This is a genomic window from Streptacidiphilus sp. MAP12-33, assembly GCF_041261265.1.
Classification (GTDB): domain Bacteria; phylum Actinomycetota; class Actinomycetes; order Streptomycetales; family Streptomycetaceae; genus Streptacidiphilus.
Map to the genome: position 1 here is coordinate 108,693 of NZ_JBGCCA010000028.1, position 20,401 is coordinate 129,093.

20 protein-coding genes are annotated in these 20,401 nt (G+C 71.9%); 15 read left to right on the plus strand and 5 right to left on the minus strand.

Annotated features, from left to right (window positions below):
- Position 1: 1 nt before the first annotated feature.
- The 3 genes from ABH931_RS26045 (at position 2) to ABH931_RS26055 (ending at position 3,260) form a co-directional block, all read left to right on the plus strand.
- Positions 2-820: a thiopeptide-type bacteriocin biosynthesis protein gene (locus ABH931_RS26045; protein WP_370117861.1), complete on the plus strand. Its 819-nt coding sequence runs from the start codon at positions 2-4 to the stop codon at positions 818-820.
- Between the two features lie 67 nt (positions 821-887).
- The gene (locus ABH931_RS26050) at positions 888-1,946 is read left to right on the plus strand and encodes a hypothetical protein (protein ID WP_370117864.1); all 1,059 of its coding nucleotides are present in this window, start codon (positions 888-890) and stop codon (positions 1,944-1,946) included.
- A gap of 444 nt (positions 1,947-2,390) precedes the next feature.
- Positions 2,391-3,260 carry a hypothetical protein gene (locus tag ABH931_RS26055; protein ID WP_370117866.1) on the plus strand — a complete coding sequence of 290 codons (870 nt, stop codon included), beginning with the start codon at positions 2,391-2,393 and terminating at the stop codon, positions 3,258-3,260.
- 152 nt (positions 3,261-3,412) lie between these two features.
- Here the strand turns inward: ABH931_RS26055 and ABH931_RS26060 are convergent, their stop codons facing one another.
- The 4 genes from ABH931_RS26060 to ABH931_RS26075 all read right to left on the minus strand — a co-directional run bounded on the left by ABH931_RS26060 (position 3,413) and on the right by ABH931_RS26075 (position 7,305).
- Positions 3,413-4,597: a cytochrome P450 gene (locus ABH931_RS26060; protein WP_370117869.1), complete on the minus strand. Its 1,185-nt coding sequence runs from the start codon at positions 4,595-4,597 to the stop codon at positions 3,413-3,415.
- Positions 4,598-4,608: 11 nt separating this feature from the next.
- A complete protein-coding gene (locus ABH931_RS26065) occupies positions 4,609-5,850 on the minus strand; it encodes an MAB_1171c family putative transporter (RefSeq protein WP_370117872.1) in 1,242 nt (413 codons plus the stop codon).
- An 11-nt stretch (positions 5,851-5,861) separates the two neighbouring features.
- Positions 5,862-6,362 carry an ImmA/IrrE family metallo-endopeptidase gene (locus tag ABH931_RS26070; protein ID WP_370117875.1) on the minus strand — a complete coding sequence of 167 codons (501 nt, stop codon included), beginning with the start codon at positions 6,360-6,362 and terminating at the stop codon, positions 5,862-5,864.
- A gap of 508 nt (positions 6,363-6,870) precedes the next feature.
- Positions 6,871-7,305, minus strand: coding sequence for a helix-turn-helix domain-containing protein (locus ABH931_RS26075; protein WP_370117878.1), 435 nt, complete (start codon positions 7,303-7,305; stop codon positions 6,871-6,873).
- Between the two features lie 360 nt (positions 7,306-7,665).
- Between ABH931_RS26075 and ABH931_RS26080 the strand changes: the two genes are divergently transcribed.
- The 9 genes from ABH931_RS26080 (at position 7,666) to ABH931_RS26120 (ending at position 15,634) form a co-directional block, all read left to right on the plus strand.
- On the plus strand, positions 7,666-8,001 hold the full coding sequence (locus ABH931_RS26080; RefSeq protein ID WP_370117881.1) for a hypothetical protein: 336 nt from the start codon (positions 7,666-7,668) through the stop codon (positions 7,999-8,001).
- 212 nt (positions 8,002-8,213) lie between these two features.
- Positions 8,214-9,554, plus strand: a complete 1,341-nt coding sequence (locus ABH931_RS26085) for a winged helix-turn-helix domain-containing protein (protein WP_370117884.1) — start codon at positions 8,214-8,216, stop codon at positions 9,552-9,554.
- Positions 9,551-10,207 (plus strand): DciA family protein, encoded by a 657-nt coding sequence (locus ABH931_RS26090; RefSeq protein WP_370117887.1) that lies wholly within the window; start codon positions 9,551-9,553, stop codon positions 10,205-10,207. The genes ABH931_RS26085 and ABH931_RS26090 overlap by 4 nt, the downstream gene beginning before the upstream one ends.
- A gap of 79 nt (positions 10,208-10,286) precedes the next feature.
- Positions 10,287-10,829 (plus strand): WhiB family transcriptional regulator, encoded by a 543-nt coding sequence (locus ABH931_RS26095; protein ID WP_370117890.1) that lies wholly within the window; start codon positions 10,287-10,289, stop codon positions 10,827-10,829.
- The gene (locus ABH931_RS26100; protein ID WP_370117893.1) at positions 10,826-12,520 is read left to right on the plus strand and encodes a DUF2637 domain-containing protein; all 1,695 of its coding nucleotides are present in this window, start codon (positions 10,826-10,828) and stop codon (positions 12,518-12,520) included. Before ABH931_RS26095 ends, ABH931_RS26100 begins: the two co-directional genes overlap by 4 nt.
- 49 nt (positions 12,521-12,569) lie before the next feature.
- The gene (locus tag ABH931_RS26105) at positions 12,570-12,794 is read left to right on the plus strand and encodes a hypothetical protein (RefSeq protein WP_370117895.1); all 225 of its coding nucleotides are present in this window, start codon (positions 12,570-12,572) and stop codon (positions 12,792-12,794) included.
- A 256-nt stretch (positions 12,795-13,050) separates the two neighbouring features.
- Complete coding sequence (locus ABH931_RS26110) at positions 13,051-13,464, plus strand: hypothetical protein (protein WP_370117898.1); 414 nt, start codon at positions 13,051-13,053, stop codon at positions 13,462-13,464.
- Complete coding sequence (locus tag ABH931_RS26115; RefSeq protein WP_370117900.1) at positions 13,454-15,175, plus strand: mobilization protein; 1,722 nt, start codon at positions 13,454-13,456, stop codon at positions 15,173-15,175. The genes ABH931_RS26110 and ABH931_RS26115 overlap by 11 nt, the downstream gene beginning before the upstream one ends.
- Positions 15,176-15,331: 156 nt before the next feature.
- On the plus strand, positions 15,332-15,634 hold the full coding sequence (locus tag ABH931_RS26120) for a hypothetical protein (protein ID WP_370117903.1): 303 nt from the start codon (positions 15,332-15,334) through the stop codon (positions 15,632-15,634).
- 43 nt (positions 15,635-15,677) lie between these two features.
- Here ABH931_RS26120 and ABH931_RS26125 read toward each other — a convergent pair whose 3' ends face one another.
- The gene (locus ABH931_RS26125; protein ID WP_370117906.1) at positions 15,678-17,144 is read right to left on the minus strand and encodes a hypothetical protein; all 1,467 of its coding nucleotides are present in this window, start codon (positions 17,142-17,144) and stop codon (positions 15,678-15,680) included.
- A gap of 223 nt (positions 17,145-17,367) precedes the next feature.
- On the opposite strand from ABH931_RS26125, the gene ABH931_RS26130 reads away from it, so the two are divergent.
- The 3 genes from ABH931_RS26130 to ABH931_RS26140 all read left to right on the plus strand — a co-directional run bounded on the left by ABH931_RS26130 (position 17,368) and on the right by ABH931_RS26140 (position 20,325).
- Complete coding sequence (locus tag ABH931_RS26130) at positions 17,368-18,186, plus strand: hypothetical protein (RefSeq protein WP_370117907.1); 819 nt, start codon at positions 17,368-17,370, stop codon at positions 18,184-18,186.
- Positions 18,187-18,274: 88 nt separating this feature from the next.
- Positions 18,275-19,549: a hypothetical protein gene (locus tag ABH931_RS26135; RefSeq protein WP_370117910.1), complete on the plus strand. Its 1,275-nt coding sequence runs from the start codon at positions 18,275-18,277 to the stop codon at positions 19,547-19,549.
- Between the two features lie 74 nt (positions 19,550-19,623).
- Positions 19,624-20,325, plus strand: a complete 702-nt coding sequence (locus ABH931_RS26140) for an acetyl-CoA carboxylase biotin carboxylase subunit family protein (protein ID WP_370117912.1) — start codon at positions 19,624-19,626, stop codon at positions 20,323-20,325.
- The last annotated feature ends 76 nt before the right edge of the window (positions 20,326-20,401 follow it).

A 20,401-nucleotide genomic window follows, 5' to 3' on the forward strand; every position in this document is an offset into this window, starting at 1 on the left:
GATGACCCCCGCCACCTGGCACCAGGCCAACATCACCTTCCCCACCTGGCGAGACGCCGAGCCCACCGCTGCGCGCATCCTCGCCCCCTTGCTGCGGCAGGCCGAGGATGACGGCGCCATCAACGCCTGGTTCGTCATGCGCAAGCACCCCTGCTGGCGCATGCGCTACCAGCCGGGCCCCGGCCACCACACCCGCATCGAAGCCGCCTTGGACAGCCTGACCACCGCCGGCCTCCTCACCGGGTGGACCCCGGTGCACTACGAACCGGAGACCTTCGCCTTCGGCGGCCCGCGAGCCATGGACGTCGCCCACCGACTCTTCCACCTCGACACTCGCAACCTGTTCGACGACGCCGCTACCCACGGCACCGCCCACCGCCGCGAGACAACGTTGCTCCTGTGCAGCCTGCTGCTGCGCAGCGCCGAACTGGACTGGTACGAGCAGGGCGACGTGTGGTCCCGCGTCGCCGCCCACCGCCCCGCACCCAACGCCGAGCACGCACAACGGCTGCGCGAGAGCATGCACCGCCTGCTCACCGCCGATGGTGCTCAACCCCTGCTCCCCGGAGACCGCCTGGACCAACACACCCACCGGGCCCGCGCCTACACCCTGGCCGGGAACGACCTCGCCCGGCTGGCCGCCACCGGCGAACTGCACCGGGGGCTGCGCGCCGTGCTGGCCCACCACATCCTGTTCGCGTTCAACCGCGCCGGGCTGTCCATGCCCGACCAGAGCGCACTGACCCACGCCGCCGCCGCTGCCATCCTCGGCCCGGACCCCACCACCGAGGGGAGCGTTCACCATGCGGCAGCCACCTGAGACCCTCGCCCGCCGCTACCCTCTTGTCCCGCGGCCCCGACCCGCCTGCACCCCGCTACACCAGCGCGTGGAGACCTTGCTCGCCCTGGAGGAGACCGCGCACCGCACCGCCGACGGCGCGGTGGCGGCCACCGTGTGCAACCAGGCCGCGCTCCTGGCCTCCGACGTCGGCGCCCACACCACCGCCCGCACCTGGTGCCTGCAGCATGCCGCCGCCTACCCGCCCGCCGCGCCGCTGCCGGCCGCCGAGGCGATCCGCGCGCTGGAGCCTCTGGTCAACCTCGCCCGCCTGCACATCCGAGCCAGCCGCGGCCTCCAGGCCCACCACCTCCTGACCCGCCTGCTGCACGCCATCTCCACCCGCACCGCCACCGTCATCGAGGGCGCTGCTGTCCCCGCCGACCTCGTCACCGAAGACGCCGGCGACCAGGACAAGGTCCGCAGCTGGTTGTGGACCGCGGTCCTTGCCGACGGCGCCCGCGCCCTGACCAGCACCGGCCGCTGGGAGGCCGCGCTGGCACACATGCAGGCCCACCACGGCATCGGCCAACGGCTCCTGGACGGCCGCCAGATCGCCGTCATCGCCGCCCTGACCGCCAGCGACCCAACCGCAGCGTGTGCAGCACTCGACGAAGCCGAGCCCCGCGAAGCCTGGGAGCACGCGGTAGCGGCCTGCCTGCGCGCCTGGTGTCGGAGCGCTTCGACGAAGCCCACCCTGTGCGGCACCGACTGGCGCACACTCGCTGACCTCTACGACGCCCACGAGCCCGCCTCGGGGCTGGCGGTCTTCGACGCCCGGCTGGGGCTTGCCATGTTGGACCTGACCGGCGAGATCTCCGGACCCGCCCCCCGCATCAGCGGCACGCTCCTGAACCGGGCGGTGCAGGCCGCCGACGGGCACGCCGCGCGCGAGATCCTTGCCCACCCCGTCGCCACCGCCCACGCCACCTCCCGCGAACTGGCCAGTCTGCAGGACATGGTGGACCAGTGCGGCCTCAACTCTTCAGCCATGCCGCCGGACCTCCGCACCCGGCTGGAGATGGCCGTCACCCGCAGCACCGGCATCATCCGCCATGCGCTCCACCTGCGGGTCCGGCCCTCGCGCGCCGACGCCGTGGGAACCTGACCGTGCGACCGTTCCCAAGCGCGAGAGCGAGACGCGCACCCACGACATCACCGCGCAGGAGGAGCAAACCGACGCCGGCGAGGTGACGGCGAGGAAGACGACTACGGAGTGAACCTGGGCTGGGACCGCGACGACGTGAACGCCGCCCGGAGCGTGCGAGGTTCCTGTGGCGGCGCTGGGTGATTTCGTCGGAGTCACCCTCGGTCTGCTCCCGACGCCGCGACGCTCGACCTGGTGATCGCACACCGCCGGGCGTGATGATCAATGTGATCAAGGTCGCTCGGTGTGGGCTTCACTTGCGGCAGCTTCCTGGCTATGGTCCGTCGTCCCTCGACTGGGAATGGCCCGGCCGAGGCGGCGAGGAGGTTCTCCCTGCGTATCCACCGCAGCCCGCACCCGACGAACTTCGTGATCATCCCGAACGTCCTGGCGCAGAACCGCGCTATGAGCTACACCGCCCGTGGGTTGCTGGTGGATCTCCTGTCCCGTCCGGACGACTGGCGCGAGACGTGCCGGCAGATGGCGGACTCCAGTCCGCAGGGCCGCAAGGCCCTGGCGGCGGCGCTGGACGAGCTGCGGGTGTGGGGGTACTACCGGGTGGTGGTGGTCCGCCTGTCGAATGGCCGGGTGCGCTCGGAGGCGCACGTCTTCGACCGCCCGCAGACGGGGGTGCTGCCGGGTGCCACTGCGCCGGGCTCCGGTGCACCGGACTGCGATGACCGTGGCGTCCTTCCAAAGGACCTGGTCAAAGTACCCTCCCTCCCCACCGACGAGGAGACGGAGCCGCTCGCCGAGACGGTCCCAGCCGACAACGAGGGAGGGCGGGAGGAGACTGCTCCCGAACAGACCCCTAAACCGCACTGCGCAGCACCTCCGGCACAGCCGGGGGACCTGGACGCGGAGTCGCTCGCAGCGGTGAACGCACTGCTGAGAGCAGTGCGCCCGGAGCGAAGGCTGCAGCTGGGCGTGGCGGAGGCGGCGGCGCTCGCCCCGCTGGTGCGGGAGTGGATGGAGCGCGGGGCCTCGCAGGACGCGCTGCGGCAGGCGTTGCTGACCGGGCTGCCCGAAGTGGTGCACTCCCCGGTCGCAGTGCTGCGGTCGCGGCTGGAGAGGAAGAAGCCCGCCGAACGGCCCATCGCGCCACAGCGGCGGCTGGCGGAGTGCGAGCAGTGCCGCGACCCACTGCCCGAGCCGGGGCTGTGCGGGGGCTGCCGATGGGCGGGTCGGGCGGACGGCGCGGCGGATCGCGGAGTCCAGGTCACCGCTCGCGGCATCGCGAAGGTGCGTGCGGCGATGGCGAGTTCACGGCGGTGAGGCCCGCTGTGAGCCTGTGACCAGCAAAGTGGCCCCGGTGGACCGGGGGGCCGCGATCGGGCGGCTGTCGGCCTCGTGTGGCCGCTGTGGCACATGGACGGGCCCGCCAGCGGATGGTGCTGCCCGGCGGAACCGGGCAGCACCACCGAGGGCTACAGCCGGACGGGCAGTGCCTCCAGCCCGCGGACCAGCCGGGAGTGCCGCCACGGCAACTGATCAGCAGGTACGGCCAGTTGCACGCCGGGGAAGCGCTCCAGCAGAAGGAGCAGGACGGTCTCGATCTCGGCTTGGGCAAGGGGCGCGCCGAGGCAGCGGTGAATGCCGTGACCGAAGGCCAGGTGCGCCCGTGCGTCGTGCCGGCCGAGGTCGAGCCGGTCCGGGTCGGCGAACCGGGCCGGGTCGCGGTTGGCGGCGCCGGGGCTCACAAAGACCGGGCTGCCCGCCGGCACCTCCGCATCGCCGATCGCGGTGTCCTTCGGCGCCCACCGCCAGGTCGCGATGCTAACCGGGGCGTCGTAGCGCAGCAGCTCGTCGACGGCACCGGGGATCCGGCCGGGATCGGCGTGCAGCAGCGCGAGCTGATCGGGGTGCTGGAGCAGGGCCAGGACGCCGTTGCCGATCGCTGCAGTGGTCGTCTCGTGCCCCGCCACCAGGAGCAGCACCGCGAGGGAGACCAGTTCCAGCTCGCTGAGCCGGTCGCCGTCCTCGTCCCGGACCGCGACCAGAGCGGACAGCAGGGCCTCGTCGGGCTCCTTACGCTTGGCCGCTGCGAGGTTGGTCATGTAGTCGGCGAGCGCGTGGGAGGCGGCGTCGATCCGCTCGTGGTCGCCCGTGGCGAGCAGGTCCGAGGACCAGCGGCGGACGCTGTCGCGGTCGGCGGCGGGGACACCGAGGAGCTGGCAGATCACGGCGACCGGCAGCGGGACAGCCAGACCCTCCATCAGGTCCACCCGGTCGCCCGGGGACCAGCCGCCGACTAGCTCCTCGGCGAGGGCACGCACCGCCGGCCGCAGCTGCAGGACGCGGGCTGGGGTGAAGGCCCGGGTGACCAAGCGGCGCAGCCGCGTGTGGTCGGGCGGGTCGCTGTTGAGCATGGTGCTGGCCAGCGCCGGGTGCAGCGCGCGGCCGGAGGGCCGGTCGGCGAAGAAGGCGCCGGTGTCCTTCGACAGTTCAGAGGCGGCGAGCGCGACTCGGGCCTGGTCGTAGCCAGTGACCACGGTCGCGTTCCCGGAGCTGCCGCCCATGGGCACCTGGGCGACGGGGCACCGCTGCCGCAGAGCGGCGTAGACGGGGTAGCGGTTGCGGTAGAAGGCGGGGTCAGAGAAGGGGCTGGCCATGCTGCTCGCTCCTATGCCGGGTCCAGCGCGGGGGGCTGGTGTGCTGCGGCGATGCGGTGGACGATGTCGCTTCCGGTGTACTGCTCGGCCACCAACCGTAGCCAGATGGCTTCCTCGTCCAGGTCCGCCTCGCGGACGGATCCGCGGTCGGCCAGTGGCGCGGGCTCATCCTGGTCGGCGGCGCCCCAGCGGGCTGCCTGGATTGCGCCCGCGACGATCGCCGCTTCTACCACGGCGTCCGCCTCGGCGCCGCTGAGGCCAGCGGCGGCCACCGCCTCCCGGGCAGCCTTCTGGACCGCGAGTGAGCGGTGCTTCTCCAGGGTGAGGATGCCGTCGGCGATCTCGACGGTGCGGCGGTGGAGGAAGAGGTCGGGCTCGGTGCTGCGGATGGTGTTCAGCACGACGTCGGGGTCTACCGCCGTGATGTCCTGCCACAAGGGAGCCATGACCTGAGCGGTCTGCCGCTGCCAGGCGGTGAGCCTGTGCTTGACGAGCGGCCAGGCCATCGCAGGCACCGTGAGTCCGGCCGTGATCAGCAGGACGCCGCTGAGCGGGGCGGTGAATGAGAAGGCGCAGCGGTAGGGGGTTACTAGTGACGTGCAGTGCGGGCCGCCGGGGAACAGGTCGACGTGGGCGAGGCTGGCTGCTGCGTTGACGACCTTGTAGAGCAGGTAGAGCAGGACGAAGAAGCAGCCGGCGGTGACAGCCTGAAGCCCGAACTTGTGGACGCGCCAGTCCGTCTCGGTGCTTCGCCGCCAGGTCTGGGCAAGGGCGTCATAGGTGGCATGGCCCATGAAGGCGACGTAGGCGATCGTGTAGACGGTGAGCGTGGCCGGTGCCTGGCCCCAGTGGGCATTGGTGAAGGGGCTGCTCCAGCGTCGATCCGCCGGGGTCGCGAAGAACGCGACGCTCATCACCGCGATGGCCAGGGCGAGCAGCCACAAGCGGGGCAGCAGCTTCGCCCGGGCCTTCCCGGGCTTGTAGTTGAGGGCGAAAAGGAAGCCGACGACGGCGAGGCTCGCGCCGAGCATCAGCACATTGCTGACGAGCTTGGCCAGGTCCCTGGTGAGGAGGTCCGAGGCGTGTTCTACCGCAGGGTTGAACCCGGTGATCGCAACGGCCCAGGCGACGAGGAGTACGGCGGTCGAGGCGGCGTTGGAGGGTCTGGGCACGTCCTCCGGGCGCGGGCGCATCCAGAAGGCCGCAGCCGCGAGGAGGAGGGCAGGCAGGCCGAAGGTGACGATGGTGATCACGGTGGCTCGTCTCAGGTGTACATGGCGGCCCACCGCTCGGAGGCGGCGGTGGGTCTGGGTGAGGGTGTCTTGCGCTCGCTGACCATCCGCGAGATGAGAAGGGAACCAAGAGTCTCGGCCTCCTCCTCTTCGGGCGTGTCGTACGAGGTTCGTGCCGAGATGCCGAGCGTGCCCTCCCAGTCGATCTCAGCGGCGAGTTGAGCGTCCGTCTTGAAGTCGGACCGGTTCACGGTCCCCTTGTGGTCGAACAGGATGTGGCCCAGCTCGTGGGCAATGATCTGCAGGCGCAACAGCGGCGGTGCGCTCTGCTCGTAGAAGACGACCTCATGGTCGTCCTTGCGCTGCACCAGCCCGCAACCGTTGCTGTTCTGCATGTCCTTGGGCTCGCAGACGATCCGGCGGCCGACGCGGGCGGATACTGCCTCGATCAGCTCGGCTTCGGTGAAGCGGTGCGGCAAATCCAATTGACGCAGCCGATCCTCGCAAGCGGCACGCAGCGATTTGGCATGCACGAACCCCTCCCAAGAAATGATCATGGATACGCCGAGTAAGGGCGCGCATCGAATATCGCGACCCTTCGTCAGAGTGACGTGAGGATGTTAAGCGCAGCGGATAAAGATCGTTTAAGAGCCGATCCACCCGGGCGTCCGCATACTGGACGGTAGGCGTCCAGTTCGCTACGCAGTGTTGCGTCAATCCTGCATCTGACCAGGGCAAATATCTAGCGATCATTGGAGACTCGCAGGTCCCGTCCAGATGGTTCACTACCGAAAGTAATAAACTCGTGGACATGCCAAAGGTAAGAGTGACTTGCGTCACGCTCTTACCCTTACCGGATTCCTTCTCGGTTTCCCCAAGAAGTGGGCTGCATTTCCCCAAGGTGGGGGGTGCGAATACCCCCGATTGGGGGGCGTGCATTTCTGACTGGCAATCAGAAATGTAGGCAGTAAAATCACCGCGCGTAGATTTTGCGGCGTGCTTGGCCCCTTGTTGCGCGGGTGCGGTGGTCGTTGCGGGGGCTCAGTTGGTCGGCTCGTCCGGATTCTCTGCCGGGGGGAGGCCCTGGGAGCTGCGGGCCATGTCGATCGACTCGATGACGAACCGCATGCCCCGGGCGTCGAGGCCCTTGGTCCGCAGGGCGACGGAGTGGACTCCCGCATCCTCCATGGCGCGCTGGAGGTCGCGGCCGGCGATCTCCTTCTCGGGATCCTCGGAGACCCAGAAGGTCGGGGGCACGTCGAAGAAGGCGGCCAGCCGCATGAGGGTGTCGATCGTCGGGTTGGTCTTGTCGCCACGGCGCATGCCCCGGATCAGGGTGTCGCTGATTCCGGTGCCGGTGGAGACCTCGCCGATGCTGTACGGGCCGCGGTCCTCGGGGTGGCGGCGCTCGAAGAGGCGGTTGAGCCGTGCGGCGATCTGCGCAAGGCCCTTGTCCTTGTCAGTCTGTCCCGCCATCGCCCTGTCCTCCGTGTCAGATCGTCCCACGGGCGCACTTTAGTACCCAACGGTGCCCAGATGCACGCCGGGTCCAGAACTTTAGTGCCCCATTCGGGCGAACTCTGGTGTACGTTGATCTCGCCGAAGGGAAACTTAAGTGCAGAATCCCTGGTGGGGGGCTGTATCGCGCCTGCCCATCCGGGGGCTGCCTTCGCTGGCAAGCCGGTCCGACCGGCGGGGCAGCGGCTTCGGCCGCCCTCGGCGGAGGGCCCGGAAGTTGGCGCTCCCGGACTCCTCCGCACGCGAGGACGTCGATCACGTCCGACGCCCGGCCTCCGCATCTCACAACGCGGCCGGACATCAGCCTAGGAGTCTCGCATGTCCTCCTCGATCCGCACAACCGGGGCCTTTGACGGTCGCCTGGTCGCCACTGCCTCCGTGGCCTTCGCCGAGATCCTCGCCCAGCTCGCCCCTGGCGCCGCATCGGTGCGCCTGAACAGTGCCGCCGAGAGCGGCCTGCCGCGCACCGCCGAGGCGTACGACGCGCACGGCAGGCACGTCCCGCAGCCGCTGGCGATCCGCCAGGCGATGGCCCGATGGATCAGCAGGGCTTTCCCGCTCGACCGCGGATGCGCCCACCGCCTCGACCTGGCCACTGGCGAACTGACCGCCCTGGCCGCTGCTGGCGGCGAGGACCTTCCGCTGGCGGCCTGAGCCTCCGTCTTCACCACGTCCGCTGGCCAGCTGACCCGCCGCACCCGGACTATCGCGCCGCGCAGGCACACCCGCGCCGGGACCGACCGTCCCATTGCCGGACGCAGCCGCGCCCCTGATGCGCCTTCTCTCGCCCTCACCCGTTCCGCGCTGACGGCACCGCCTGCCCTGGCGACCGGTGCCGCGCGCACCAGGCGAAACCTTCCACCTCCATGCCTAGCTCCCTCCTGCCCTCGCGCACCTGCGCCGACAGGGCACCGGGCGGCCCCGGCCTGCCCGTTCCCGATGCCGAGCAGTGGATCTCCACCACCAGCTCGCGCATCGCCCCCGACCCCTACACCTGGATGCAGGCCGTCCACTGGGCCCACGACATCGGCGCCCGCACGCCGGTCCGCAGCCACGGCCCGCGGTTCGGCACGACCACCGTGCTGCTGGCCCAGCAGCTTGCCCAGCTCAACCCCTGCCGGCCTGGGGTCGACTTCCTGGCCCGGGTGCTCAAGGTCTCCACGCGCACCGTGAAGTACCACATGGCGATCCTGCGCGAGGCGGGCCTGCTGACCTACCGGGTCAAGGGCACACGCGTCCGCCAGGAGCGAGCCCGCGCAAGTGAGTTCGCCCGCACCATACCCATCTCCTTCGACCAGGCTCTGGGTCTGCGCACCGCGCCCTCGGACACCGTCATCCGCGCCGTCGTCGGCGTCTCCGAGCACGGCCGCACCCAGCTGGCCCGGCTCGGGAAGAAGGCCGCTCGCACCGTGCGCCGCAAGGCCAGCAGGACCAAGAAGCCCTCTTTTTTTGGGAGTTCGGATTGCACCCCAATGGGGGGTGGTTCCTGCACTGCCTCTCCTGCGGCACTCACCTCTCCTCCCTCTGAGGGCGAGCCTCGAAGCGGGCAATCCAGCAGCTCCCCGACGAGAAGAGGCAGAACCCGCAAGGTTTTGAACGCGGTTGGGCGGCGCTACCAGCTCGGCCTGGAGCTGGTGCGGCAGGTCCCGTGGCTGGCCGGCACGCCGGTCGCCCGCGTGGCCTGGGCCGTGCGGCACCTCGCCGACGCGGGCTGGACGGCCCACGAGGTGATCGCCGTACTCGCCCTGCGCGCCCCCTCCGACCGGATCCAACGGCCCAGCGGCTTCCTGACGGCCCGCCTGGTCGGCGTGGAGAAGCTGTTCGACACCCCGGCCAAGCGCGCCAACCTGGTCGCCTGGTGGCGTGACAGCCGCCCGGCCAGCCGGGAGCGCCACGCCGAGTGGCGCAGCTCGTGGTCCGCGCCGCGCAGCAACGCGGTCGTCCGCCTGGTCCGCGAAGCCTTCACCGCCTCCAAGCGCCAGCAGCCGCTCGTCGAGCTGCCGCAGGAACCCACCGACGCCGAGCGGGCCGAGGTCCGCACCCTCGCCTGGCGCCAGTACCTCGCAGGCCAGCCCGCGCTCGTCGCCTCCGCCATCACCCTCGCCGGCCGCGAGAAGGCCGAGCAGATCTACGGCGCCGACCTCGTCGAGCGCGTCGCGCGCCTCACCACCACCTCCAGCCACCTCACCACCGGAGCCACCAGATGACCCCGCCCGACGAGCCACACGGCATCGACCTCGCCCGCCTGGCCCTGCGCCGCGCCCAGGCCGACGCCGCCAAGCGCCCCACCGGTGCCACCAAGGCCCGCACCCCGCTTCGCGCCGCAGCCCGCTCCGGCGACCGCGACCCGGTCGGGCTCTTTGCCGCACTCGGCGCCCTCGTCGAGCAGCACGCCTGGAACGGGCCGCTGTCCGGCGGCGCCGTCGCCGACCTGTGGCCCCGCGCCGCTGGCGAACTGGCCTCCCACACCAACGCGGTCGCCTTCGACCACGCCTCCGGCCGCCTCGACGTCCAGGCCGACTCGCCCGCCTACGCCACCCACCTGCGCCACTTCGCCGACCACCTGGTCGCCGAGATCAACCGCATCCACCAGCAGACGACCGTGCGCAGCATCCGCGTCCTGGCCGACCGCGGCAGCAAGGCCGTGGCTGCGCCGGGCACCGGCACCACCGCACCGGACCGCCGCCAGCCCGGACCGGTCAGAACCCGGGAGAACGCCTCGCCCGGCTACCAGCGCGCCCTCGCGCAGCTGCAAGCAGCCCGTGACCGCGTCCCGGCCGACCCGCTCGCCGCCCCCGCGATCGAGCGCAAGGTCCGCGCCCTGGCGAGAGCCACCCCCGCGCCCGCCACCAACTGCTGAGCGACCTCCGCCACCGCCGCAGGGCCGCCAGCGACCAGCCGCCTGCCGCAGCAGGCCCACCTCGGAGAACACCGCACCCGTGCCCGACACCCAGCCCACCCTGATCCAGCTCGCAGGCCGCCGCCGCGACCACAGCTGGGCTACCGATGCCGCCTGCGCCGGCACCGCGCACCCGGACCAGTTCCACCCCCTGCCCGACGAGACCGACGAGACCGCCGCCGCCAAGGCGACCTGCGCGTCATGCCCCGTCAGCCAGCAGTGCCTGGAAGAGGCCCTGGACCTGAACGACCGCTGGGGCATCCGCGGCGGACTCTCCGAGGCCGAACGCCTCGTCCTCCACCGCCGCGCTGCCGTGTTCCGCTGGGAGGAGCAGCGCATCCGCGACGCCCTCGCCGGCCGGCCGGTCCACCTCTCCCGGCCGGAGCGCACCTCCGTGGTCACCGTCGCCGCGATCCTCGAGCTGGACGCGAACACCTGGGCGCCCGTCCTCGGCATCAGCCGCAAGTACGGCCTGGAGCTGCTGCGCGAGGCCCGCTCCAACATCGCCACCCAGCCGCTGACGGTCCGGCGCGAGCAGCGCATTGCCGCCTCCCTGGACAGCAGCCGGGCGGTGGCCGCATGAGCGACGACCGGCGACCCGCACCCGGCATGTCCTGGTGGGACAAAGCGGCGATCGGCGCCATGGGCGGCGTCGGCGGAGCCCTGTCCTACGACGCCCTGCAGCAGATGGCCGTCGCCATGCACATCCGGCCCGAACTGACGTACCTGTTCCCGGTCGCCATCGACGGCTTCATCGCCTACGGCACTAGGGCGCTGGTCGTGCTGAAGGAAGCGCCGCTGAGGGCCCGCGCCTACACCTGGAGCGTGTTCGGCAGCGCCACGGCCACCAGCGTCTGGGCCAACTGGACCCACGCCGTTCGCCTCAACGACCTCACCCCGGCCGGCGAGGGCCTGCACCTGCCGGACTGGTCGGTCGGCGTGCTGAGCACCATCGCCCCGCTGGTACTGGGCGGCGCCACCCACCTCTACATCGTCATGTCCCGCCACAGCTCCGGCGCCGACGCAGACCCCGAGACCGACTCGGCGGCGCAGGAGCCGGGCAAGACCCGCTGGTGGAACCAGCGGGGCACCTCCGACCAGGATGCCCAGACCAAGCCCGCCGTCCGCAGCCGGTGGTGGAACCGCAACCGCACCGAGGCCGCCGCCCTCGACAACGCGCCTTCCGCCCCTGCGGACGAGCACCCCGAGCTGCCTGCCTTCCCCACACCCTCCCCGGTGCCGCTGACCAAGGCCCCCGTGGAGCCGACCGCCCTCCCGCCGGGACCAACCGCCCTCCCGGGGACGCAACCGCAAGCCGCCCCCGTCCCCGGCACCGATGCCGCCAGCGGGACCGTCCCCGGTCCCCAGGCCCCCGCTCCCGCCTCCAGCATCGGGACGCTCCCCGAGAACGGAACGGTCCCCACCCCGGTGGCTGTCCCCGTCCCCGGACCCCCCGCCCCCGTCCCCGGCACCCAGGCGCCGCCGAGCAACCCCACCGGGACCGTCCCCGCCGGGACCGAATCCGCCCCGCTGGTGCACGCCGCGCCCGCCGCAGTCCCCAGCGCTGCGGTCCCGGCAGCCCCACCCGGTCCCCGGCACGGATCCGGACCGGTCCCCAACGGCAGTACGGCGTCCCGTCCGGGCGGAGAGACCGACGGAGCCGGCCGGGTCAGCGCCGCCACCGCGACCGCACCCCACCGCACTCCGGCGTCCGCGCCAGCCTCCCCGTCCCCGGTCCCGGCCGTCCCCGCCCCGGCGGACGCCGCAGCCGCGCGTCCCCGCGACCCCGGGACCGTCCCCGCCCGGCCGACCGCACTGCGCGCCGTCCCGGCACCGGGGACCGCCAGCGCGGGGACTGGTCCCGAAACCCGGCCGCGCCTGGTCCCTGTGAAGGAGGCCGGTCCCCGGACCGGGACCGCGGAGACCCCAGGTACGCCGACCGTCCCCAGCGGGGACCGGCCGGGGCCGGGACCGGGGACCGTCCCGAAGGCCGCCACCGTCCCCGAGCCCGCCCCCGCCGCTCCGTCCCCGGTTCCCAGCGCTGACCGGGCACCGGACCGCGGGGCCCGCAAGCGCGAGCTGAGCGAGGACGAACTGGAGGCGCTGATGCCGATCGGGCGCACGGTGGCCGCCACTGCCGAGGGACGACTGACCCGCGAGACCCTGCGCGCCGGCCTCCGGGCCCAGAACGTTCCGATCAACAACACCGCGCTCGGCCAGCTCCTGCGGGAGCTGAAGGACATCGAGGGCAAACCCCCGCCCTCCCGACGCTGACCTCTCCGAAACCCGCCGAACGTGCCACCACTCCACCCGAGGAACCAACTTGACCGCCAAGAGCAACACCGACGAACACCTCGCCATCGGCCTGATGACCCTGCTGCGCGACCAGGGCATCCTCCACAGCGCCGACGGGGCGCGCGACGGCAGCTGGATTCTCCGCCGAACCCGCAGCGGCCCGCAGTTCGTCCTGGAGACCCCGCCGGAGGCGATCGAGTACGCCGTCGAGGCGCTCGTCGACTACCAGCTGGAGGCGGCCTCGACGCGCTGAAGTCGGTTGCGGTGCGAGCGAATTGACCCGGGCAATCCGGGGCGGGGACGGGCACCCACGGCGCAGCAAGCTATCGCCTGGGGCAGCCCTACGGGCCGCCCCAGGCACTTGCCCTCGCCCCACGGGGGGCGAGGGACCTGGGCGGAGCCGAGCGAGGGCGCTCGACTCCACCCAGGAACCCGGAGCGAGGGCGCTCCGGGAACCGAGGAAAGGAGAAGCCACGACCACGCCACGACCCCAAGAAGCCGAAGCCGAGTTGACGCCCAAGCGCCGCCCGCGCCGCCGCCACCGCGACGCCCAGCAGCGCCCCCACCGCATCGTCACCCGCTTCAACGCCGCCGAGCGCGACGAGATCGTCACCGCCGCCGAGCAGAGCGAGCAGACCGTCTCCCGTTTCGTCGCCACCAGCACGCTCGCAGCCGCCCGCGGCCACAGCAGCGCCCGCGACCCGCAAGACCGCCTCGACCGAGCCGTCGACGCCCTCGCCGCCGCCCGCGCCCACCTCGCCCGCGTCGGCAACAACCTGAACCAAGTCGCCTTCGCCTTCAACGCCGGCGGCCACGTCCGGCCGGCCGACCTCGACGCCACGCTCGGCGCGGTCCGCACCGCCGTCGCCACTGTCGACCGCACCGCCGCCCAGCTCGTCACCGGGGCCGCCGGTGGTCCCTGACATCAGCCGCGGATCGAAGACGTACGGACTGCTGGCCTACCTCTTCGGCCCCGGCAAGCACGACGAACACACCGACCCCCACATCGTCGCGAGCTGGGACGGGTTCGCCCCGGACCCGGGCCGCGACCCGAACGCCACGCTCTCGCAGCTGGAGGCCGCGCTCGACCTGCGGGTCAACCAGCTCGGCACCCGCAAGCCGAAGCGGCACGTGTGGCACTGCCCCGTCAGCGCGGACCCCGGCGACCGGCTCCTGACCGACGAGGAGTGGGCCGAGGTCGCCCGCCGCGTGGTCGCCGCCGCCGGCATCGCCGAGCCCGGCGACCCAGACGGCTGCCGCTGGATCGCGGTCCGCCACGACCCGCGCCACATCCACATCATGGCCACCATCGTGCGCGGCGACCTGCGCCAGGCCCGCCTGAACGGCGACGCGACGCGCGCACAGGCCGCATGCCGCCAGATCGAGAAGGACTTCGGCCTCAAGGAGCTGAACCAGGGCGACGGGACCGCCGCCAAACGGCCCACCAGCGCCGAAGGCCACAAGGCGAAACGCCTCGGCAAAGGCGAGCCCGTCCGGCTCCAACTGCGCGACGCCGTCCGGCGCGCCCTCGCTGGCGCCGCCGACGAGCAGGAGTTCCTCGACCGGCTCAAGACCGCCGGCCTCCTGGTCAGCTTCAAGACCGGACCGTCGGGCGACGTGCTCGGATACTCCGTCGCCCACCCGGACGACCGCAACGCCAACGGCGAGCCGGTGTTCTTCGGCGGCTCCCGGCTCGCCCCGGACCTCTCCCTGCCCCGCATCCGCAAGCGCCTGGGCACCGGACCGGTCGACGCCGCCGACACCATGCCGCCCGACGGCGCGGCGACAGGCAAGATCCGCACGCCCGGCTCGCGAGCCGCACAGGCCCGGCGCGGCGCAGCCCAGGCGGTCGAGGCCGCCGCCCGTACGATCGACGAAGGCGAAGACGAGCAGGTCGCTGCCCAGCTCGCCGGAGCGATCGAGGTCATCGACGTGATCGCCATCCGCGCACCGGCCGACACCCGCGCCCAGCTCCTCGCAGCGGCGCGGGCGTTCGAGCGTGCCTCGCGCAGCCACGTCCGAGCCGAGCGCGCCGACAACCGCAGCCTGCGCTACGCCGCCCGGCAGATGCTCTCCAGTGGCTACGCCACCAACCGCGGCGAGGACGGCGGGGCGACCGCCATGCTGCTGTCCGCCCTGGTCCTGCTGGCCATCGCCGCCGCCCGCTGGCACTCCGGCCGAGGCCACGGCCAGCAGGCCGCCGCCGCCGACGCCGCCGCCCGCGAACTGCGCGCGGCCTACCGGACGGTTGCCGCCAGGCCGATGGCCGCGATGGCTCAGAGCGGCCGGACGCTGCCGGCACCGGTCCGCGAACGCCAGAACGAGATCATCCGCACCCGGCTGGCCGACGCCGAGGGTGTCCCCCGGGAACAGGAGGGCTGGGACGCGCTCGCCGCGACCCTCGCCGAGGCGGAGGCAGTCGGCCACGATCCGGCCGCACTGCTGGAGGAGGCCAGGTCGTGGCGAGAGCTGGACAGCGCAGACTCGGTCACCGCCGTGATGGTCTGGCGGGTCCGGCGGATCGCCGGACTGTCGGCCGCAACCGAGCCCATCACCGCGAAGCGCGGCAACAGCCCCCGGAGTGGACAGGCTGCCGCTGCGGCACCCGCGCCGAGGCGACGCCCGACGCGCTGACCGAACCCGATACGCCGTCGGGTCCGGCACACTAACGTGGCCTCGCTTCTGAGAAAGCAGCACCGAGGACGCCAGCCCCGCCGGGCTGGCGTCCTCGGCGTTTCTGGCACCCGGCCGGAGCACGGAACTAAAATCGAACAGGCGTACGATGGCGTCATGAGCACCGCCCTCCCGCGCCCCCGACCCGAACGACTCCACCTCGGGAACGACGACGGGGACGCGAGGCCCGCACCCGCAGCGCTGCTGACCGGCCCGGGCCGCACCTGGCCGACGGAGGCCCGCTGGGCGCGGGCGCAGATCCGCGTCGGCGGGCAGTGGCGGCCCGCCCGGATCGAGCACTGGCGGCTGCGTCTGGGCAGTCTGCGCTGGTCGGCGCAGGTCACATGGCAAGGAGAGGATGGCCTCCCGGTCAGCGGGTGGTACCTCTGCCAAACCGAGGGGCTGCGCCTGCTCAGCTGATGTCAGACACGCTGGCGCAGCTTCTTCCGGTCCGGTGACGTGGCTACTCGCCGACGCGGGGGATCTTCCGCAAGAGTGTCTGCGGGTTGGCCAGGAGGGCGGCCAGCTGCAGCAGCGCGATGTTGGCCAGACCCCGGGGGAGCCTGCCGGTGTGGGAGAACAGCGTCGCCTTCTCCTCGGCATCGAGCTTCAGGTATGAGTGAGCGCTGTTCCGGTCGACCCGCAGGTACCGGCTGGTGGCCGTGTCCCAGCTGCGGTCGATGGTGCCGCCCTTCTTCGTGGGAATGCCGACCAGGCCGTTAGGCCCGAGGTACTGGCTCGGCACGAACTCGTCCTTCACACGCCCGAGCGCGTCGACGCCGAGCTGGCACGCCGGCAGCAGAACGGCGGCCACGTCAGCGGGCAGAGCCTGTGCGAGGTCGCCGAGGACCCTCTGGGCCTGGCTCGGCTTGAGGGCCTCGTCGAACGAGCCGATCCCCATGCCCTCCAGTGTGTCCAGGGCGTCGTAGGCCGCGCGCAGCTGCGCCGTCTCATGCTGCTCGGTCAGGAGCATGACCTCCCCAACGTCTCGGAAGAGTCGCTCCACACTCGCCAGGTACTGCCAGTGCCGGGCAGGGTCGTACGGGCCCGCACTCCGCGGCTGAGGGAAGCGACTCGGGTCGGTCACGACGGTCAGCAGCTTGTTCACCGCTTCGATCCACCAGCTGACGAACGACCGGAACTGCTCGGCCGTCGCGGCCGGCTGCTGCAGCCCCATCCGCTGCCGCGGGCCGATCATCCGGTCGTCGCCGTAGGACAGCGCGTCGACGAGCTGGTTGCTCGGCCACTCCGCCCCCGGGCGGGGCGCACCGAACAGCCACACACCCACGGCGTGGTCGCGCGCCGCGGTTGCCCCGAACAGGTACGGGGAGGCGACCGCCAGAGCCGGGGAGAGAAACGGCTGCAGCCCGTGGATCACGCTGGTGGCCAGGCCGACCCCCGGACGTTTGGTCGGGTCGGCCGAGGCCACCTGCGGATAGATGAGCGCGTGGTGGAGGAGCCGGACCAGCGTGTAGCGCTGGCTCAGCTCGCTGGCCATGTCGACCACCATGAACTCCGACTCGGGGAGCACCGGCAGAGCGCGCTCGGTGAAGAATCCACGAAGGCGATCCGGGAGAACCTGCAGGGCCGAAGTCTGAAAGGTCAGCTGGAACTCGGCGACCCGGGCCGGAAGCGCGTCGTCAGCACGCAGCTTGGCCAGGGAGGGGGCGAAATCCTGCGCGTTGAGGCTGGCCCCCCGATCGGGCAGTGTGCTCAGCTGCCGGAATCCGGCCTCGGTGTGCGGGACGCTGCGAGTGACCAGTAGGCGCGGCTGCGCCTGGCTGTATGACTCCCTGGTCCGGATCTTCAACAGGCTTCCGTCACGTCGGTGCTGGAGTTCTGCCGAGTCGAGCAGGTCAGTGAAGCCGGCGGTGAGTGGCGGCGGCACGTCAATGACGATCCATCCGGGCGTGGCGGGGCGAGAGGTCATGACGACCATGATGTCCGCCCAAATGGCCGATTGCGCATCTTTTTCCCGGTACGCCGACGCATCACCAGCCAGGATCGGGGCCCTCCTGCCGCCTTAGCACAAGATCGGCCGGATGCATCCGGCCGCGCGGCGCTGAATCTGGTGATCCGCCCGCCGACGGACGCGATCGACGCTGCGTCGGCGGGCGCACCACCCCTGTCCCGCGCAGCAGAAGAGAGCGACCGTGGAGTCCGAGCCCCAGGTGACCGTCCTGTTCACCGAGAAGCCCGACGCGTTGAACGCCTATGTCTTCGGCCCCTTCACACCCAGGCCCCTCGACGCCGCTCGGGTGAGCCGTCGGTACCCGCACATCACCGGTCCGCTCGAACACCGTGGGCTGGAGTGTGTCGAGGACTTCGGACTGAGCGAGTACGTCGTCCACGTGCTGCTGCCCGACGGCGCGCACCTGACGATCTCGCCGCCCCAGGAGACCGGAGACGCCGGCGACACCATCCCCGGGTTCCCCGACAGCTGGCACGTCACCCGGGACCACCCGGAGGACAGTGACCAGTTCGAGGTGATCTACAACAGCGAGCCCGGAGGACCGCACGAGCACAACCGGGGCAGCGTGCCCGCGATGCTCGCGGTCGTGTACCAGCGCCTGGAGCAACTAGGTGTCCCCGGCCGCGAGGAACTCCTGGCCACCCAGGCCCAGGCCGAGCAGCTGCTGCGCGAGGCGGGATTCGTCGACCGCTCCACCACCGAGGACGTTCGGTTCCAACTGCCCCCCGGCGTGACCGGACTCGCCGAGCGAAGCGCCGCGGTCACCCGCGCCGTCCGCTCCTTCCGGTGCCAGGGCATCGGCTACGCCTGCCCCGCTGACCTCCTCGACGTGGTCGTTCAGGCCGCGCCCGCGGCGACCCCCTCGTCCAGCCGCGACTCGGCCGCCCGCACCACCTCGGCGGCCCTGCCCCCGGTCACGCTGCCGCCGCCGGCACCAGGCCAGCGGCTGCCCGAGGTGATCACCGGCCAGCCCCACCAGCCGGTCGTACGCCAGCGGTAGCGGCCAGCGAGTGCACCGCGCCGCCGCCGCGCCCGTGCCGCCCCGCCGCGCAACCCCTTCCCCGACACGAACAACAAGGAGCGTCGCCATGCTTGTTGTGCTTTCCGCCCTCCGCTCCCACCTTGAGGACCTGCTCACCGAGCGCGGACAGCAGATCCTCGTCGTCGTACCGCCCGCCGTCCAGGCCGACCGCCAGGCCCACGGTGTCCCTTACCCGATGCTGACCGTCGCCGCATGGGACGATCGGCGGGAGCTGTCCGTCCTCGCCCACGAACTGGCCGCGCTGCCTGTCGAATCGGTGGTCACCACCGACGAGCCCTGCCTGCGGGCCGCCGCGATCCTGCGCGAACGGCTGGGCCTGCCCGGCCAGTCCGAGGAATCCGCAACAGCCGCAACGGACAAGCACATCCAGAAGGACGTGCTCACCGCTGCCGGCGTCCCTGTCGCTTGGCACGTCCCGCTGGACAGCGTCGCCGACATCGAGAGCGTTGCCGAGCTGCTCGGCTGGCCGGTGGTCGTGAAGCCCCGCAGGGGATTCGCCGCGATCGGCACCCTCCTCGTCCGCGACCAGGCCCACCTCGACCGCTTGCGTGCCAGCGACGCCTTCGGCCCCCAGGCCCTGCCCGCCAGCCTTCACGCCTCCGGCATCCACCGGGGACTGGACCACGCCAGTGGCGGCCTCATAGCCGAGGAGGGAATCGACGTCCTCGCCGAGTTCCACTGCGAGATCCTGCGCCACCACGGCCGCGAGGTCTACGCCGTGCCGGGCCGGTATCCCGAACCGCTGCTGGGCACCGGCGTCCTGGGCTCGGTGCTGCTGGGCCCAGACGACGACCACGCCCAGCAGGTCATCGACCTTGCCCGCGATGCTGCCGACGCCCTCCAGTTGGTCACCGGGTTCGCCCACGCCGAGATCCTGCTCGCACGCTCCGGCGACCTGCTGGTCGGGGAGATCGGGCTGCGCCCCGGCGGCGCCATGCTGCCCCACCTGCTCAAGCTCCAGCACGGCATTAACCCCTGGGCCCTCGCCGCCGACCTGGCCATGGGCCTCACCCCGCAGGCGGACCTGCGCAGCAGCGGCCCGACCGCGGCCTGGGCCGCCCCCATCGCCCCACCCGGCTGGATCACCGACATGGACAGCGCCGAGGTGCTGCGGAAGCTGCCCGGCGTCATCGACGTGGACCAGCTCGTCCACGTCGGCCAGCAGAGCCCCACGCGCGTCGGCACGCTCACCCCCGCCGGCCACGTCTTCGCCGTCGGAGACACCGCCGAGCAGGCCGAGAACCGCGCCCATCAGGCCGCCACCGCCTGGCAGATCACCGCCCGCAACCTCCCGCCAAACGAATTGAGGCCGGTCCGCTAAGGGCCCGCAATCCAACGGCTCGACAGCACCGCCACCACCCCCACCTCCCCTTCCTCTCGAACACCCGCACCGGAGTGACCCTGCTGATGCACGTCCTCGTCCTGTCCACCGGCAACCCCTTGCTGGAAAACGCCCTCCTCGCCGCCGGTCACACCGTCACCGTTCTCCAACCGGCCGGGACCGCCGCCGTTCCCGGCACCGCACGGCACACCATCGAGCACTGGGACGACCTGGACGCCCTGAAGGCCCTGGAAGCCGGCCTGCCCCAGGTCGATGCCGTCGCCACGATCGACGAGCAGGCCATCGTCGCCGCCGCGCACCTGCGGCAGTCGCGCGCGCTGCCCGGCCTGACGGTGGAAGCCGCCACCGCCTACACCGACAAGGCGACCATGAAGACCACCCTCGCCGCCGCCGGACTGCCCGTCGCCCGACACCGAGTGGTTCACCACGCCGACGAGGTCGCTGAGGCCGCAAGCGAGTTGGGCTGGCCCGTCCTGGTCAAGCCCCGCGCCGGGCTGGCCACGCTGAACACGTTCGTCGTGCGCAACCCGGACCACCTGAAGGAGCTGGTCGACGCCAAGGCGTTCGACACCCGGATCACCGACCCGACCGGTCGCCTCACCGCCGGGCATGCCCTGAACTCCCTGCACGAAGCCCGCGACGGATTCCTCGTCGAGCAGTTCCTCGACGTCGAGGCCGAGTATTTCTGCGACCTGTACGTCCACCGAGGGACTGTGCTCCTCGCAGTGCCGGGCCGCTGTAGGGATCAGGAATGAGTGAGCACTGTACAGCCCAAGTGGTCACTGTCCGGGCAAATCCAGGGTACTTGGGCAGTCGTTACGCTCTGTTTCC